At 70.5% G+C, this 15043-nt stretch carries 16 protein-coding genes; 8 read left to right on the top strand and 8 right to left on the bottom strand.

The window, feature by feature from the left end; genetic code table 11:
- Positions 1-58 precede the first annotated feature (58 nt).
- The 3 genes from ADK64_RS07405 (at position 59) to ADK64_RS07395 (ending at position 1762) form a co-directional block, all read left to right on the top strand.
- On the top strand, positions 59-547 hold the full coding sequence (locus tag ADK64_RS07405) for a phage holin family protein (RefSeq protein WP_053656301.1): 489 nt from the start codon (positions 59-61) through the stop codon (positions 545-547).
- Entirely contained in the window at positions 544-1476 is a 933-nt protein-coding gene (locus ADK64_RS07400; protein ID WP_053656299.1) for an alpha/beta fold hydrolase, read from the top strand. The genes ADK64_RS07405 and ADK64_RS07400 overlap by 4 nt, the downstream gene beginning before the upstream one ends.
- Before the next feature lie 106 nt (positions 1477-1582).
- Complete coding sequence (locus tag ADK64_RS07395; RefSeq protein WP_053656296.1) at positions 1583-1762, top strand: hypothetical protein; 180 nt, start codon at positions 1583-1585, stop codon at positions 1760-1762.
- 27 nt (positions 1763-1789) lie between these two features.
- Here the strand turns inward: ADK64_RS07395 and ADK64_RS07390 are convergent, their stop codons facing one another.
- From ADK64_RS07390 to nth, 3 genes are all read right to left on the bottom strand, one after another.
- On the bottom strand, positions 1790-2989 hold the full coding sequence (locus ADK64_RS07390) for a MarP family serine protease (RefSeq protein ID WP_053656294.1): 1200 nt from the start codon (positions 2987-2989) through the stop codon (positions 1790-1792).
- A 117-nt stretch (positions 2990-3106) separates the two neighbouring features.
- Positions 3107-3802 carry an NUDIX hydrolase gene (locus ADK64_RS07385; RefSeq protein ID WP_053656292.1) on the bottom strand — a complete coding sequence of 232 codons (696 nt, stop codon included), beginning with the start codon at positions 3800-3802 and terminating at the stop codon, positions 3107-3109.
- A 55-nt stretch (positions 3803-3857) separates the two neighbouring features.
- Entirely contained in the window at positions 3858-4712 is an 855-nt protein-coding gene (gene nth, locus ADK64_RS07380) for an endonuclease III (RefSeq protein ID WP_053656291.1), read from the bottom strand.
- A gap of 275 nt (positions 4713-4987) precedes the next feature.
- Between nth and ADK64_RS07375 the strand changes: the two genes are divergently transcribed.
- Together ADK64_RS07375 and ADK64_RS07370 are read left to right on the top strand one after the other, a co-directional pair.
- Complete coding sequence (locus ADK64_RS07375) at positions 4988-5662, top strand: Crp/Fnr family transcriptional regulator (protein ID WP_018547939.1); 675 nt, start codon at positions 4988-4990, stop codon at positions 5660-5662.
- Between the two features lie 103 nt (positions 5663-5765).
- Positions 5766-6587: a nucleotidyltransferase domain-containing protein gene (locus ADK64_RS07370; RefSeq protein ID WP_053656289.1), complete on the top strand. Its 822-nt coding sequence runs from the start codon at positions 5766-5768 to the stop codon at positions 6585-6587.
- Positions 6588-6594: 7 nt separating this feature from the next.
- Here ADK64_RS07370 and ADK64_RS07365 read toward each other — a convergent pair whose 3' ends face one another.
- The 4 genes from ADK64_RS07365 to ADK64_RS44765 form a co-directional block, all read right to left on the bottom strand.
- Positions 6595-7425, bottom strand: a complete 831-nt coding sequence (locus ADK64_RS07365; RefSeq protein ID WP_053656287.1) for an MBL fold metallo-hydrolase — start codon at positions 7423-7425, stop codon at positions 6595-6597.
- Positions 7422-8306 carry an NUDIX hydrolase gene (locus ADK64_RS07360; protein ID WP_053656285.1) on the bottom strand — a complete coding sequence of 295 codons (885 nt, stop codon included), beginning with the start codon at positions 8304-8306 and terminating at the stop codon, positions 7422-7424. The genes ADK64_RS07365 and ADK64_RS07360 overlap by 4 nt, the downstream gene beginning before the upstream one ends.
- A 78-nt stretch (positions 8307-8384) precedes the next feature.
- Positions 8385-8849, bottom strand: a complete 465-nt coding sequence (locus ADK64_RS07355) for a RidA family protein (protein WP_053656283.1) — start codon at positions 8847-8849, stop codon at positions 8385-8387.
- Positions 8846-9004: a DUF4177 domain-containing protein gene (locus tag ADK64_RS44765; protein WP_009189813.1), complete on the bottom strand. Its 159-nt coding sequence runs from the start codon at positions 9002-9004 to the stop codon at positions 8846-8848. The genes ADK64_RS07355 and ADK64_RS44765 overlap by 4 nt, the downstream gene beginning before the upstream one ends.
- A gap of 165 nt (positions 9005-9169) precedes the next feature.
- Here ADK64_RS44765 and ADK64_RS07350 point away from each other — a divergent pair, with 165 nt between their 5' ends.
- Positions 9170-10147, top strand: coding sequence for an ArsA family ATPase (locus tag ADK64_RS07350; protein WP_053656281.1), 978 nt, complete (start codon positions 9170-9172; stop codon positions 10145-10147).
- Complete coding sequence (locus ADK64_RS07345) at positions 10144-11475, top strand: ArsA family ATPase (protein WP_053656279.1); 1332 nt, start codon at positions 10144-10146, stop codon at positions 11473-11475. The genes ADK64_RS07350 and ADK64_RS07345 overlap by 4 nt, the downstream gene beginning before the upstream one ends.
- 424 nt (positions 11476-11899) lie before the next feature.
- Here ADK64_RS07345 and wblA read toward each other — a convergent pair whose 3' ends face one another.
- Positions 11900-12238, bottom strand: coding sequence for a transcriptional regulator WblA (wblA, locus tag ADK64_RS07340; RefSeq protein WP_053656277.1), 339 nt, complete (start codon positions 12236-12238; stop codon positions 11900-11902).
- A 494-nt stretch (positions 12239-12732) separates the two neighbouring features.
- On the opposite strand from wblA, the gene ADK64_RS07335 reads away from it, so the two are divergent.
- On the top strand, positions 12733-15043 hold a 2311-nt coding region (locus tag ADK64_RS07335; RefSeq protein WP_053656274.1), incomplete at its 3' end, for a transglycosylase domain-containing protein.

Here is a 15043-nt window from a genome sequence, read left to right as displayed (position 1 = left end):
GGGGCGGCCGTAGCCGACGGTACGCCCGCGGCACGAGAGACCTCTAAGGGAGAACGCGATGAGCGCACCCGACGGCAGCCCGGTCGGCGCCGAACGCAGCATCGGCCAGCTGTTCGCCTCGGCGACGACCGAAATGTCGGCGCTGGTGCATGACGAGATCGCGCTGGCCAAGGCCCAGCTGAAGCAGGACGTGAAGCGCGGCGCGGTCAGCGGCGGCGCCTTCACGGTGGCGGCCGTGGTGCTGGTCTTCTCCCTGCCGATGCTCAACTTCGCCCTCGCCTACGGCATCCGGACCTGGAGCCATTGGAATCTGGCGATCTGCTTCGTGCTGTCCTTCGCGGCCAACGTGTTCGTCGCCGTCCTGCTCGGCCTCATCGGCCTGGTGTTCGCGAAGAAGGCCAAGAAGGGCCAGGGCCCACAGAAGGTGGCCGCGTCCGTGAAGGAGACGGCGGGCGTCCTGCAGAACGCCAAGCCGCACCCGCGCGCGGAGCTGCCCGAGGACCGGGGCCCCGCGGCCATCGAAGCTGTGGCACGCTCGTCGTCATGAGCGACCCCGCCCCCTCCGTCGTACGGATCGACGTCCCCCACGGGAAAAAGGTGACCCACAGGGACGTCGCCGCCAACGGCGCGCGCTTCCACATCGCCGAACTCGGCGACGGTCCGCTGGTGCTGCTGCTGCACGGCTTCCCGCAGTTCTGGTGGACGTGGCGGCACCAGCTGGTGGCGCTCGCGGACGCGGGCTACCGGGCGGTGGCGATGGACCTGCGGGGCGTCGGCGGCAGCGACCGTACGCCGCGCGGGTACGACCCCGCCAATCTGGCGCTGGACGTCACCGGTGTGATCCGCTCGCTCGGCGAGCCGGACGCGGCGCTGGTCGGCCACGACCTAGGTGGCTATCTGGCGTGGACGGCGGCGACGATGCGGCCCAAGCTGGTGCGCCGGCTCGCCGTCGTGTCGATGCCGCACCCGCGGCGCTGGCGCGCGGCGATGCTGCGTGACGCCCGGCAGACGGCCGCCAGCTCCTACATCTGGGGTTTCCAGCGGCCGTGGATCCCGGAGCGTCAACTCACCGCGAACGACGGTGAACTGGTGGGACGGCTGATCCGGGAGTGGTCCGGGCCGCGGCCGCCGGAGGACGCGGCGGTGCGGACGTACCAGCAGGCCATGTGCATCCCGTCGACCGCGCACTGCTCGATCGAGCCGTACCGCTGGCTGGTGCGCTCGCTGGCCCGCCCGGACGGCATCCAGTTCAACCGCCGGATGAAGCGCCCGGTGCGGGTGCCGACCCTGCATCTGCACGGTTCACTCGACCCGGTGACCCGCACGCGCAGCTCGGCCGGCTCGGGCGAGTACGTCGAAGCCCCGTACCGCTGGCGCCTGTTCGACGGACTCGGCCACTTCCCCCACGAGGAGGACCCGGTCGCGTTCTCCACGGAACTCGTCAACTGGCTGAAGGATCCCGAGCCCGACCGGTGACGGTTCCTGAACATTTGTTCCTCGAGCGGCCACATGCCTGCCGCATAGGCCAATTGGGGGGCGCGCAGGTGGTTATCGACCTTCGGGCGGGGGCACACGTCGGGGTATGGGCTGGACGCACGACTACAGTGACGCACCCCGCAACCGCCGCTCGGCCGCCGGTCTGAGCACGCCTCAGCGCGGCACCCCGCAACTCGCGGAAGCGGATCTCCGCGTGGGGATCCCGCGCATCCTGCGCCGCCGGGCCCGCTGGGTCTCGGTGCGGCTGCGTCACCCGCGCGGCTGAACTGCCGCGCGGGGGATCACGCCGGGGTCACAGGGCGCAGCTGTCCGTACCCACCTGCTCGTTCGCCGTACGGCCTCGGTCGATGTCGGGCCGGATCTCGTCCGCCGTGAGGGCGTAGCCGGTCTCGGCGTCGTCGAGGGACTTGGCGAACACCACGCCGTACACCCGGCCGTCGGGAGTGAGCAGCGGGCCGCCCGAGTTGCCCTGGCGGACGGTCGTGTACAGCGAGTAGACGTCGCGGCTGACCGTGCCACGGTGGTAGATGTCCGGGCCGTTGGCCGTGATGCGCCCGCGCACGCGCGCGGCGCGCACGTCGTACGAGCCGTTCTCCGGGAAGCCCGCGACGATCGCGCCGTCGCCGCCGCCCGCCTCCTGGCCGGAGAACCGCAGCGCGCTCGCCCTCAGGTCCGGTACGTCGAGGACGGCGATGTCGCGCTTCCAGTCGTACAGGACGACCTTGGCGTCGTACTTGCGGCCCTCTCCGCCTATCTGCACGGTGGGTGCGTCGACCCCGCCGACCACGTGCGCGTTGGTCATGACGCGGCGGTCGGCGAAGACGAAGCCGGTGCCCTCCAGGACCTTGCCGCAGCTCTGGGCGGTGCCGGTGACCTTGACGATGGAGCGCTGGGCGCGGACGGCGACCGGGCTGCTCGCCAGGGCCGGGTCGGGCGGCCGGACATCGGTGATCGGCTCGTTGGCGAAGGGGCTGAAGACCTGCGGGAAGCCGTTCTGCGCGAGGACGGTGGAGAAGTCCGCGAACCAGGTGTTGGCCTGCGCGGGCAACGCCCGGGAGACCCCGAGGAGCACCTTGGAGCCGCGCACCTCCTTGCCGAGCGTCGGCAGGGTGGTGCCGGCGAGGGCGGAGCCGATCAGCCAGGCGACCAACAGCATCGCGACGACGTTGACGAGCGCGCCGCCGGTGGCGTCCAGGGCGCGGGCCGGGGACCAGGTGATGTACCGGCGCAGCTTGTTGCCGAGGTGGGTGGTCAGGGCCTGGCCGACGGAGGCGCAGACGATGACGACGACCACGGCGACCACGGCCGCGGTGGTGCCGACGTTCGCCTTGTCGGTCACGGCGTCCCAGATGACGGGGAGCGTGTACACGGCGACGAGTCCACCGCCGAGGAAGCCGATCACCGACAGGATGCCGACGACGAAGCCCTGGCGGTAGCCCACGACCGCGAACCACACGGCCGCGACCAGCAACAGGATGTCCAGCACGTTCACTGCTTGAGGCCTCGCCTACTCACTCCAGTCCCCGCAGCTCGGACGAGGGTCCGGCCTGCCTCGCAGCGGCAAGAGGACACGGCGTCCCCCGGGAAACACAGCACGGACGACACCCTGTCATGACCGCCAGTCGAGTGGGACCTGCTTCTCCCCGTCCCAGGGGCGCTCCCAGCCCGCGAAGTGCAGCAGGCGGTCGATCACTCCGGCCGTGAAGCCCCATACCAGGGCCGATTCGACCAGGAATGCCGGACCTCGGTGGCCTCTGGGGTGAACGGCGGTTGCGCGGTTGGCGGGGTCCGTGAGATCCGCCACGGGGACGGTGAACACCCGCGCCGTCTCGTTCGGGTCGACGACGCCGACCGGGCTGGGCTCGCGCCACCAGCCGAGCACGGGCGTGACGACGAAGCCGCTGACCGGGATGTACAGCGCGGGCAGCACACCGAAGAGCTGGACGCCGGACGGATCGAGGCCGGTCTCCTCCTCGGCCTCGCGCAGTGCGGCCCTGAGCAGCCCGTCGGCTTTCGGATCACCGTCCTCGGGGTCGAGCGCGCCGCCCGGGAAGGACGGCTGCCCCGCGTGCGAGCGCAGGGAGCCGGCGCGCTCGATGAGCAGCAGCTCGGGGCCGCGCTCGCCCTCGCCGAACAGGATCAGCACCGCCGACTGCCGCCCCGAGCCGTTCTCCGGTGGCAGGAAACGGCTCAGCTGGAGCGGCTCGACCGTCTCCACCGCCCGCACCACCGGCGCCAGCCAGTCCGGCAGCCCCTCCTTGCTGAGCGCCACCGCTCCGCCCCGCGTCTCACTGGCCTTCGTCATCGCCACCCCCGTCGCCTCTGTCCGTCCAACGCCCGAGGGCCCCGGGATCGTTCCGTCACGCGGCCCCCAACGGCGGGGCCGGCTTGCCGCCCGCGTCGAGGTACGCCTGCGGGGGCTTCAGGCGCTGGCCGGGGAAGCCGCCCTTCTCGTACTTCAGCAGCTTCTTGGCCTTCTCCGGATCGGTCTCGCCCTCGCCGTAGGCCGGGCAGAGCGGGGCGATCGGGCAGGCGCCGCAGGCGGGCTTGCGGGCGTGGCAGATCCGGCGGCCGTGCCAGATGACGTGGTGGGACAGATCGGTCCACTCGCTCTTCGGGAACAGCGCGCCGACAGCGGCCTCGATCTTGTCCGGGTCGCTCTCCTGCGTCCACTGCCAGCGGCGGACCAGCCGCTGGAAGTGGGTGTCCACGGTGATCCCGGGCCGCCCGAAGGCGTTGCCGAGGACGACGAAGGCGGTCTTGCGGCCGACGCCGGGCAGCTTGACGAGGTCCTCCAGCCTGCCGGGCACCTCACCGCTGAAGTCCTCCGCCAGCGCTTTGGAGAGCCCTATGACCGACTTGGTCTTCATCCGGAAGAAACCGCAGGGACGCAGGATCTCCTCGACCTCCTCCGGGTTGGCGGCGGCGAGGTCCTCGGGCGTCGGATACCTGGCGAAGAGCGCCGGGGTCGTCTGGTTGACGCGCAGGTCGGTGGTCTGGGCCGACAGCACGGTGGCGACCAGCAGCTGGAAGGGGTTGTCGAAGTCCAGCTCGGGATGCGCGTACGGGTAGACCTCGGCCAGCTCGCGGTTGATGCGGCGGGCGCGGCGGACCAGGGCCGTGCGGGACTCGTCCTTCTTGACGGGCTTTACAGAGGTGACCGTTCTGACTGTTTTTCCGGTTTTCTTACTACCGCCCGAGCTCTGTTCGCCCACAGCGGAATCGCGACGTACAACCACCCGCTAAGCCCCCTTGGACTGTGCTCCCACCGGCGTTTTGGACTCCCGGCCAGCCTAGAGCCCGGCACCGACATCCGCCCCGGACCCGGAAGATCGGCCCCCGATTGGACCCCTGACGCTTACCCCGGGACACCTGTGCGGCATCCTTGTGACAGATCACACTGTTTGGACCGTCCGGCAAAATGGGGAACACGGACCCCTGGCACACCGGGGAGCAAGATCCCCTGAGCAGGTCGACAAGGAGAGAACTCGTGGACGACGTTCTGCGGCGCAACCCGCTCTTCGCGGCTCTCGACGACGAGCAGTCCGCGGAACTGCGCGCCTCCATGAGTGAGGTGACGCTGGCGCGTGGCGACTCCCTGTTCCACGAGGGCGACCCGGGCGACCGGCTCTACGTCGTCACCGAGGGCAAGGTGAAGCTGCACCGCACTTCCCCCGACGGCCGCGAGAACATGCTCGCCGTCGTCGGCCCCGGCGAGCTGATCGGCGAGCTGTCGCTGTTCGACCCGGGCCCGCGTACGGCGACCGCGACCGCGCTGACCGAGGTCAAGCTGCTCGGTCTCGGCCACGGCGACCTCCAGCCCTGGCTGAACGCACGCCCGGAGGTGGCCACCGCCCTGCTGCGCGCCGTCGCGCGCCGGCTGCGCAAGACCAACGACGCCATGTCCGACCTGGTCTTCTCCGACGTCCCCGGCCGCGTGGCCCGCGCCCTGCTGGACCTCTCGCGCCGCTTCGGCGTGCAGTCCGAGGAGGGCATCCACGTCGTTCACGACCTCACGCAGGAAGAGCTGGCCCAGCTGGTCGGCGCCTCGCGCGAGACCGTGAACAAGGCGCTGGCGGACTTCGCCCAGCGCGGGTGGCTGCGCCTGGAGGCGCGGGCCGTCATCCTGCTGGACGTGGAGCGGCTCGCGAAGCGCTCCCGGTAGCCGTCTCCCGGCAAGTCCGGCGGCCGTTTCCCGGCAAGTCCGGCGGCCGTTTCCCGGCCGTAAATCACCTGCCCCGGAGTGATCTCCGGGGCACAGTGATGTCATGGCCGACATGGTTCCCCCGAAAGGGCTCGACGCCCAGGGGTACATCGCCCGCGAAGGTTCCCTCGCGCGCGTGCCGCACGCGTTCCGCCCGGTCGTGGCCGCTGCACGCGACGGACTGCTGGAGGTTCTCGGCACGCGGCTGCACAGCGCCTACCTCTACGGGTCGGTCCCGCGCGGCACCGCGCGCGTGGGACGCAGCGACCTGGACCTGTTCGTCGCGCTGCGGGAGGAGCCCGGCGAGGCCGACAGGGAGGCCGTACGGGCGCTCGGTGAGGCCGTCGACAAGGAGTTCCCGCAGATCGACGGCGTCGGCACGCTGATGTACGGGCGGGACCGGCTGCTGAGCGAGCTGGAGCGGTACGACCTCGGCTGGTTCGTCGCCTGTCTGTGCACCCCGCTGCTCGGCGACGATCTCGCCGAGTATCTGCCGCGCTACCGGCCCGACTCCCTCCTCGCGCGCGAGACCAACGGCGACCTGGCCCGGTGGCTGCCCCGCTGGCGGGAACGGATCGCGGGCGCCGAGGACACCGAGGAGGCCAGGCGGCCGCTCGTGCGCTTCATGTCCCGGCACCTCGTCCGCACCGGCTTCACCCTCGTCATGCCCCGTTGGAACGGCTGGACCAGTGACCTGCGGGAGATGGCCGAGGCGTTCGGCGTCTTCTACCCCGATCGGGCCGACCAGCTGCGTACGGCGGCGCGGTACGGCTACGAGCCCGTCGGCGACCCGGGGGTGCTGCGGTCGTACGTGGCCGACCTCGGCCCCTGGCTCGCCGAGGAGTACGCGCGCGTGCACGGCGTCAAGGCGCCGAGACCGGAGTAGACCCGGGCTAGATCAGCCCGTGCTCGCTCAGGTAGTCCATCTGCGCCCGTACCGACAGCTCCGCCGCCGGCCACAGCGAGCGGTCCACGTCGGCGTACACATGCGTCACGACCTCGGCCGGGCTGCGGCAGCCGTCCTCGACCGCCGTCTCCACCTGGGCGAGCCGGTGCGCTCGATGGGCGAGGTAGAACTCGACGGCTCCCTGGGCGTCCTCCAGGACCGGCCCGTGGCCCGGCAGGACCGTGTGGACGCCGTCGTCGACCGTCAGGGACCGCAGCCGCCGCAGCGAGTCCAGATAGTCGCCCAGACGGCCGTCGGGGTGCGCCACGACCGTCGTACCGCGCCCGAGGATGGTGTCGCCGGTCAGCACCGCACGGTCGGCCGGGAGATGGAAGCTCAGCGAGTCCGCGGTGTGCCCGGGGGTCGGGACGACCCTCAGCTCCAGGCCGCCCACGGTGATCACGTTCCCGGCGGCCAGGCCCTCGTCGCCGAGGCGCAGCGCCGGGTCGAGGGCACGCACGCGCGTACCGGTCAGTTCCGCGAAGCGGGTGGCGCCCTCGGCATGGTCCGGGTGGCCGTGGGTGAGCAGGGTCAGGGCTATTCGCTTGCCGGCCTTCTCCGCCGCGTCGACCACCGCGCGCAGATGGCCGTCGTCCAGCGGGCCCGGGTCGATCACCACGGCCAGTTCGGAGTCGGGTTCGGCGACGATCCAGGTGTTGGTGCCGTCCAGGGTCATCGCGGAGGCGTTGGGCGCGAGGACGTTGACGGCCCGTTCGGTGGCGGGGCCGGAGAGCACCGTGCCGCGGGGCTGGCCCGGCAGGGCGCTTGCGTCGGTCATGCGGGGCCTCCACCGGGGGTCTTCTCCGCCGTCGGGATGTGCTTGGTGAACTCCTCGTGCCCCGGCCAGGACAGCACGATCTCGCCGTCCACGAGGCGGGCACCGGCCATCACAGCGGTCATGTCGCGCGCGGGGGCGGCGGCGAGCGCCTCGGCGGCGGTGGCGTACGGCAGCAGCTGGCGCAGGGTGGCGATGGTGGGCGGCATCATGAGCAGCTCGCCCTTGTCGTACCCGGCGGCGGCCTCCTGGGGGCGGATCCACACCGTGCGGTCGGCCTCCGTGGAGGCGTTGCGGGTGCGCTGGCCCTCGGGCAGGGCGGCCACGAAGAACCAGGTGTCGTAGCGTCGGGTCTCGAACTCCGGGGTGATCCAGCGGGTCCAGGCGCCCAGCAGGTCCGAGCGCAGCACCAGACCGCGCCGGTCCAGGAACTCGGCGAAGGACAGCTCGCGCGCGACCAGGGCGGCCCGGTCGGCCTCCCAGTCCTCCCCGGTTGTGTCGCCGACGACCGAGTCCGCGTCGGGCCCGGCGAGCAGGACGCCCGCCTCCTCGTACGTCTCCCGTACGGCCGCGCACACGATCGCCTGGGCGCCCGGCTCGTCGACGCCGAGCCGCCGCGCCCACCACGCGCGCGCGGGGCCCGCCCAGCGCACCAGACGGTCGTCGTCACGCGGGTCGACACCGCCCCCGGGATACGCGTACGCGCCTCCGGCGAAGGCCATGGAGGCGCGTCTGCGCAGCATGTGGACGACGGGGCCGGGCTCGGAGTCCTTCAGGAGCAGCACCGTGGCCGCGCGCCTGGGGGACACCGGGGTGAGGGTGCCGTCCGCGAGCGCGCGGATGCGGTCCGGCCACTCCGGGGGATACCACTGACCGTTCGCCATGGCCGGAGGCTATCCCGTGCCGGGCGAATGTTCGAGAGGTGCTGGAGGCCGGCGGGTGTTACGGGACCAGCTCGACTGTTACGGGACCAGCTCGACCTGGATCTCGACCTCGACCGGCGCGTCCAGCGGCAGCACCGCGACGCCGACCGCGCTGCGGGCGTGCACACCCTTGTCGCCGAGGACCTCGCCGAGCAGCTCGCTGGCACCGTTGACGACACCGGGCTGCCCGGTGAAGTCGGTCGCGGAGGCGACGAACCCGACGACCTTCACCACGCGCGCGATGCGGTCCAGGTCACCGACGACGGACTTCACGGCGGCCAGGGCGTTCAGCGCGCAGACACCGGCCAGCTCCTTGGCCTGCTCCGGCGGCACCTCGGCGCCCACCTTGCCGGTGACCAGCAGCTTGCCCTTGACCAGCGGCAGCTGACCTGCGGTGTACACATACAGGCCGGACTGCACGGCCGGCTGGTACGCGGCCAGCGGCGGCACGACGTCCGGCAGGGTCAGGCCCAGTTCGGCCAGCCTGTCCTCGACCGCGCTCATGCCTGCTTCTCCCGCTTCAGGTAGGCCACGAGCTGCTCGGGGTTCGGCCCGGGCACGACCTGGACGAGCTCCCAGCCGTCCTCGCCCCAGGTGTCCAGAATCTGCTTCGTGGCATGGACGAGCAGCGGCACGGTTGCGTATTCCCACTTGGTCATGAGGGCGACTGTAGCCGCTGCGACCGGCGGGACCTGCGGTCGCCGATGGCGGGCGTCGTCCACAGGGGCCAGGGACCTGTGTCCACAGGCGGGAGGCCGGACTGTGACGGCCGTTATCCACAGCCTCCCGCGTGACCGTCGGCCGGACTGGTTAGTCTCGAAGGCGTGAGCAGGCTCCAGGTCGTCAGCGGCAAGGGCGGGACCGGAAAGACGACGGTCGCCGCCGCACTCGCGCTGGCCCTCGCGACCGAGGGGAAGCGGACGCTTCTCGTGGAGGTCGAGGGCCGGCAGGGCATCGCCCAGCTCTTCGAGACGGAGGCGTTGCCGTACGAGGAGCGGAAGATCGCGGTCGCTCCGGGCGGCGGGGAGGTGTACGCACTCGCCATCGACCCGGAACTGGCCCTTCTGGACTACCTCCAGATGTTCTACAAACTGGGTGGAGCCGGCCGGGCCCTGAAAAAGCTCGGTGCCATCGACTTCGCCACCACCGTCGCGCCCGGCATCAGGGACGTGCTCCTGACCGGCAAGGCGTGCGAGGCGGTGCGCCGCAAGGACAAGAAGGGGAAGTTCGCGTACGACTACGTCGTCATGGACGCCCCGCCGACCGGCCGCGTCACCCGCTTCCTGAACGTCAACGACGAGGTGGCGGGCCTGGCCAAGATCGGCCCGATACACAATCAGGCGCAGGCCGTGATGCGGGTGCTGAAGTCGCCCGAGACGGCCGTGCACCTGGTGACGCTGCTGGAGGAGATGCCGGTCCAGGAGACCGCCGACGGTATCGCCGAACTCCGCGCGGCACGGCTCCCGGTGGGCCGCGTCATCGTGAACATGGTCCGGCCCGAGGTGCTGGACGCGGGCGATCTGGAACTCGTACGGACCGTGGAGCGTTCTTCGGTCGCACAGGCACTCTCGACCGCCGGCCTGGGCGGGGCACGGCGGGGCGGGAACGCCGAGAAACTGGTGGACCCGCTGCTGCGGCAGGCGGCGGAGTACGCCGAGCGGTACGCGCTGGAGCAGGAGCAGCGCACGGCCCTCGGCGAGCTGGACCTGCCGCTGGGCGAACTGCCGCTGCTCGCCGAGGGCATGGACCTGGCGGGGCTGTACGAACTCGCCACCGAGCTGCGGAAGCAGGGGTTGTCATGAGTCCGGACCCGGCCGAGGCACAGGAAACGGCCCGTCGCCTCTCCCCCGCGCGCGTGCTGGACGTCGACCCGCTGCTGGACGACCCGAAGACCCGGATCGTGGTGTGCTGCGGCTCGGGCGGGGTCGGCAAGACGACGACCGCGGCGGCGCTCGGCCTCAGGGCCGCCGAGCGGGGCCGCAAGGTGGTCGTCCTGACCATCGACCCGGCCCGCCGGCTGGCCCAGTCGATGGGCATCGACTCGCTCGACAACGTCCCGCGCCGGGTGAAGGGCACCGAGGGCGACGGCGAACTGCACGCCATGATGCTCGACATGAAGCGCACCTTCGACGAGGTCGTGGAGGCGCACGCGGACCCCGAGCGGGCGGCCGCGATCCTGGCGAACCCCTTCTACCAGTCGCTCTCGGCGGGCTTCGCGGGCACGCAGGAGTACATGGCCATGGAGAAGCTGGGCCAGCTGCGCGCGAAGGACGAGTGGGACCTGATCGTGGTCGACACCCCGCCGTCCCGCTCCGCGCTGGACTTCCTGGACGCGCCCAAGCGACTCGGTTCCTTCCTGGACGGCCGTCTCATCCGCCTGCTGACGGCCCCCGCCAAGCTGGGCGGACGCGCGGGCATGGCCTTCCTCAACGTCGGCATGTCGATGATGACCGGCACGCTGGGCAAACTGCTGGGCGGTCAGCTGCTGAAGGACGTACAGACGTTCGTGGCCGCGATGGACACGACGTTCGGCGGGTTCCGTACGCGCGCGGACGCAACGTACAAGCTGCTCCAGGCGCCCGGCACCGCGTTCCTGGTGGTCGCGGCCCCGGAGCGGGACGCGTTGCGCGAGGCGGCGTACTTCGTGGAGCGGCTGGCCGAGGAGAGCATGCCGCTGGTCGGACTGGTGCTCAACCGGGTGCACGGCAGCGGCGCCGACGGACTGTCGGCCGAGCGGGCACTCGCCGCCGCGGAAAATCTTGCGGACCCCCGCATTGTCGATCAGGGCAGCGGGAAAGCTGGACTTCGTAACTCTCCCGACACGCATGGCAGTTCACGACCTCCCGCATCCGAGGCCGCGCCCGGTTCCCCTGCTTCCGAGGAAGGCTCCCCCGCCGACGCGGAGCGCCCCGTCGACCGGCTCACCGCGGGACTGCTGAGACTGCACGCCGATCGCATGCAGCTGCTCGCGCGCGAGCGGCGCACGCGTGACCGTTTCACCGCCCGCCACCCCGAGGTGGCGGTCGTCGAAGTACCCGCACTGCCCGGCGACGTCCACGACCTCACGGGCCTGCGCCACATCGGCACACGACTGGCCACGGGCACGCAGGCCCAGGACAGCGAGCAGTGAACAAACGAGTGCGTGAGCGTGCGGTCATGCGGCGGATGGCCGTACCCACGCGGGCACATGCGCACACACGGACGGCGCGGAACGCATCTGCGGCAAACGGCAGCTGACACAGGAACGCAGGAAGGGCCAGCGTCGCAACGGGCGCACTGAGAGTGTCAGCGGCCCCACGGACATGCAAGGAGTGTCGGCGCCCCACGGACGCAGGACCTCTCCACACAGGACGGGCGTCGCCACACACGGCAACGGTCTCCTCGCGGACGGCACATGGCCTCCGCAAGCACGCCGGGTGTCTCGCCCGGCGGGGCGGACGGGCCACAGGCCGATTGCGGCTGCCCAGGTCCAGGCGCGATCGGCGCTTGCCGAGCCCCACGGTTGCCCCACGGCTGCCGACGTTTCCCCAGGCAGGTGCCGGAGGGCAATGCCCTCAGCTCACCGCCGCGTAGTGCTCGTACACCTCGTCACTGTCGAGGGACACGATCCCGGCGCCACGCTCGTACTCCGAGCGAGCGGTCTCCAGCAGCCTGCGCCAGGAGGTCACGGTGGGCCGCCGGCGCAGCAGTGCGCGGCGTTCCCGCTCCGTCATGCCTCCCCACACGCCGAATTCGACGCGGTTGTCCAGCGCATCGGCCAGGCACTCGGTACGTACCGGACAACCGGTGCACACCGCCTTGGCCCTGTTCTGCGCTGCTCCTTGAACGAACAGTTCATCCGGATCAGTAGTGCGGCAGGCAGCCTGCGCACTCCAGTCGGTTACCCAGCCCATACCGGCGCCGTCCTCTCCCGAATCGAGGCTCCCCCACGGCGGCAGCGGCATATTCACCGCCGCCAGTTGAGGACGTTACGGAAGGTGGGCACAGCGCAACACCCCCTTCGGGCCCAATCTTGAATGGCCCGAACGGACTATGGGTAAGCGGCAGATCACCCGCGGGAGTGAGCTGACGACATACGCGACTGTCCCGGCAAACCGGGGCAGCTGTAGTGCGCCACATCGGGCACCTGATGACACACGAGGCGGATTCGGACACGCGCCTCTCAGGAACTCGGACACGTCCCCGTGGAAAAACGGGGGTACGACCGGAACGATTCGGGGTCGCCGGACGTATTGATACGTGACCGCACTGCTGTGACAGTTGGGAGCAGCTTAGGCCAAGGCCTGCGCGCGTGTCCGGCGAATGAGAACGTAGGCCGTCTTGCTTTGCCGTGCCGTGATGCGGCCGCTCCTTCGGAACGCTCATGAGTACGGATTAGGCTGCCCCCATGCCAAAGAAGCGCTCGGGCGGTGGTCTGTCGCCAACGCAGCAGGCCGCCAAGTTCCTCGGTGTCAGTGTCCTCGCCGGAGCCGTGATGGCGGGCATCGCACTGCCCGCGGCCGGCGCGCTCGGCCTCGCGGCCAAGGGGTCGGTCAAGAGCTTCGACGAGATCCCGGCCAACCTCAAGAGTCCCCAGCTGAGCCAGCGCACGACGATACTGGACGCGCGCGGGAACCAGATCGCGACGGTCTACTCCCGTGACCGCACGGTGGTCGACCTCAAGGACATCTCGCCGTACATGCAGAAGGCGATCGTCGCGATCGAGGACTCGCGCTTCTACCAGCACGGCGCGATCGACCTCAAGGGCGTGCTGCGTGCCGTCAACAAGAACGCGCAGAGCGGCGGGGTCGCACAGGGTGCCTCCACCCTCACCCAGCAACTGGTGAAGAACTACTTCATCGAGGAGGCCGGCGACGACCCGACGAAGGTCGCCGAGGCCACCCAGCAGACCATCGGCCGCAAGATCAAGGAGCTGAAGTACGCGATCCAGATCGAGGACAAGCTCGGCAAGAAGAAGATCCTCGAGAACTACCTGAACATCACCTTCTTCGGCGAGCAGGCCTACGGCGTCGAGGCCGCCTCCCAGCGGTACTTCTCCCAGCACTCCAAGGACCTGAACCTGCAGCAGGCCGCGCTGCTGGCGGGCATCGTGCAGTCCCCGAGCCGCTACGACCCGGTCAACGACGAGGCCGAGGCCACCAAGCGGCGCAACACCGTCCTGCAGCGCATGGCGGAGGTCGGCGACATCTCCCAGAAGGAGGCCGACCAGGCCAAGCAGACGCCGCTGGGGCTGAACCCGAGCCAGCCCAAGAACGGTTGCATCACCGCGGTCCGGGGCGCCGGCTTCTTCTGTGACTACGTGCGCGACGTCGTCCTGAACGACCCGACCTTCGGCAACACCAAGGAGGCCCGGGCGAAGCTGTGGAACCAGGGCGGTCTGACGATCCATACGACGCTCGACCCGCAGTCCCAGGAATCCGTGCAGGCGTCCATCAAGGACCACGTCTACAAGTCCGACGCGGTGGCCACGGCCGCGACCATCGTCCAGCCCGGCACCGGCAAGATCCTGGCGATGGGCCAGTCCCGGCCGTACGGCTTCGGCAAGGACGAGACGCAGATCAACCTGTCCGTGAACCAGGACATGGGCGGCGGCGCCGGCTACCAGCCCGGTTCGACGTTCAAGCCGATCGTCGCGGCGGCCGCGATCGAGGGCGGCAAGTCCCCGACGCAGCAGTACCCGTCGCCGTACGAGATGACGTACCCGAGCCCGGTCGCCGCGTGTGACGGCAAGAGCTGGCGCAACGACCCGAACAACCCGGCCAAGCTGACGAACGAGAACGAGTCCGAGCACGGCCCGTACGGCATGAAGGAAGCGACCGCCAAGTCGGTCAACACCTACTACGTGCAGCTGATCGGCGACATCGGCATCTGCCCCGTCACGAAGATGGCCCAGAAGATGGGCGTGCAGCGGGCGGACGGCCGCAAGATCGACCAGGCCCCGTCCATCGCGCTCGGCACGCAGGAGATGTCCCCGCTGACGATGGCGAACGCGTACGCCACCTTCGCCTCGCGCGGTATGTACTGCACCCCGGTCGCCATCGAGTCGGTCACGCAGAAGGTCGGCAGCGAGGAGAAGTCGCTGCCGGTGCCGAAGTCGACGTGCTCACGCGCGATGTCCCAGAAGACCGCGGACACCATCAGCACGCTCCTCAAGGGCGTGGTCGAGGACGGTACGGGCCAGGAGGCCGGTCTCGGCAACCGCCCGAGCGCGGGCAAGACGGGTACGACGGACGAGCGCTACGCCGCCTGGTTCGTCGGCTACACCCCGAACATGGCCGGCGCGGTCTGGGTCGGCGACCCGGCCCACCGGCGCAAGATGATCAACATCACCATCGGCGGCGTCCCGCACGAGAAGGTGTTCGGTGGCGAGGTGCCCGGCCCGATCTGGCGCGACATGATGACCGGCGCGCTGGACGGGAAACCCGTGGAGGACTTCCACCTGATCGACATCCCGGACGACAGCAACAAGGGAGATGGTCAGGGAAAAGGCCGAGGGGGGGCGGACAACGGCAAGAACGGGGACACCACGGGGGGAATCGGCGGACTGATCGGCGGACTGACGGACGGGGGAACAACCGGCACCACGGGTGACACCACCGGCGGCCCCGTCCCGACCCCGACCTTCTCCCTTCCGGGCAACTTCATCCAGGGCCAGGGCAACGGAGGAAGCAGTGGGAACGGGAACGGGGGCTGGCCGG

The organism is Streptomyces sp. MMG1121 (assembly GCF_001280015.1).
Taxonomy (GTDB): Bacteria; Actinomycetota; Actinomycetes; order Streptomycetales; family Streptomycetaceae; genus Streptomyces.
This window is presented reverse-complemented; position numbering and strand designations above follow the sequence as displayed.

Excerpts from the sequence above, each read along its gene's own strand:
- ADK64_RS07405 (WP_053656301.1), top strand. The coding sequence starts at position 59 with ATGAGCGCACCCGACGGCAGCCCGGTCGGCGCCGAACGCAGCATCGGC.
- ADK64_RS07400 (WP_053656299.1), top strand. The coding sequence starts at position 544 with ATGAGCGACCCCGCCCCCTCCGTCGTACGGATCGACGTCCCCCACGGG.
- ADK64_RS07395 (WP_053656296.1), top strand. The coding sequence starts at position 1,583 with ATGGGCTGGACGCACGACTACAGTGACGCACCCCGCAACCGCCGCTCG.
- ADK64_RS07385 (WP_053656292.1), bottom strand. The coding sequence starts at position 3,802 with ATGACGAAGGCCAGTGAGACGCGGGGCGGAGCGGTGGCGCTCAGCAAG.
- ADK64_RS07370 (WP_053656289.1), top strand. The coding sequence starts at position 5,766 with ATGGCCGACATGGTTCCCCCGAAAGGGCTCGACGCCCAGGGGTACATC.
- ADK64_RS07365 (WP_053656287.1), bottom strand. The coding sequence starts at position 7,425 with ATGACCGACGCAAGCGCCCTGCCGGGCCAGCCCCGCGGCACGGTGCTC.
- ADK64_RS07360 (WP_053656285.1), bottom strand. The coding sequence starts at position 8,306 with ATGGCGAACGGTCAGTGGTATCCCCCGGAGTGGCCGGACCGCATCCGC.
- ADK64_RS07355 (WP_053656283.1), bottom strand. The coding sequence starts at position 8,849 with ATGAGCGCGGTCGAGGACAGGCTGGCCGAACTGGGCCTGACCCTGCCG.
- ADK64_RS44765 (WP_009189813.1), bottom strand. The coding sequence starts at position 9,004 with ATGACCAAGTGGGAATACGCAACCGTGCCGCTGCTCGTCCATGCCACG.
- ADK64_RS07345 (WP_053656279.1), top strand. The coding sequence starts at position 10,144 with ATGAGTCCGGACCCGGCCGAGGCACAGGAAACGGCCCGTCGCCTCTCC.
- wblA (WP_053656277.1), bottom strand. The coding sequence starts at position 12,238 with ATGGGCTGGGTAACCGACTGGAGTGCGCAGGCTGCCTGCCGCACTACT.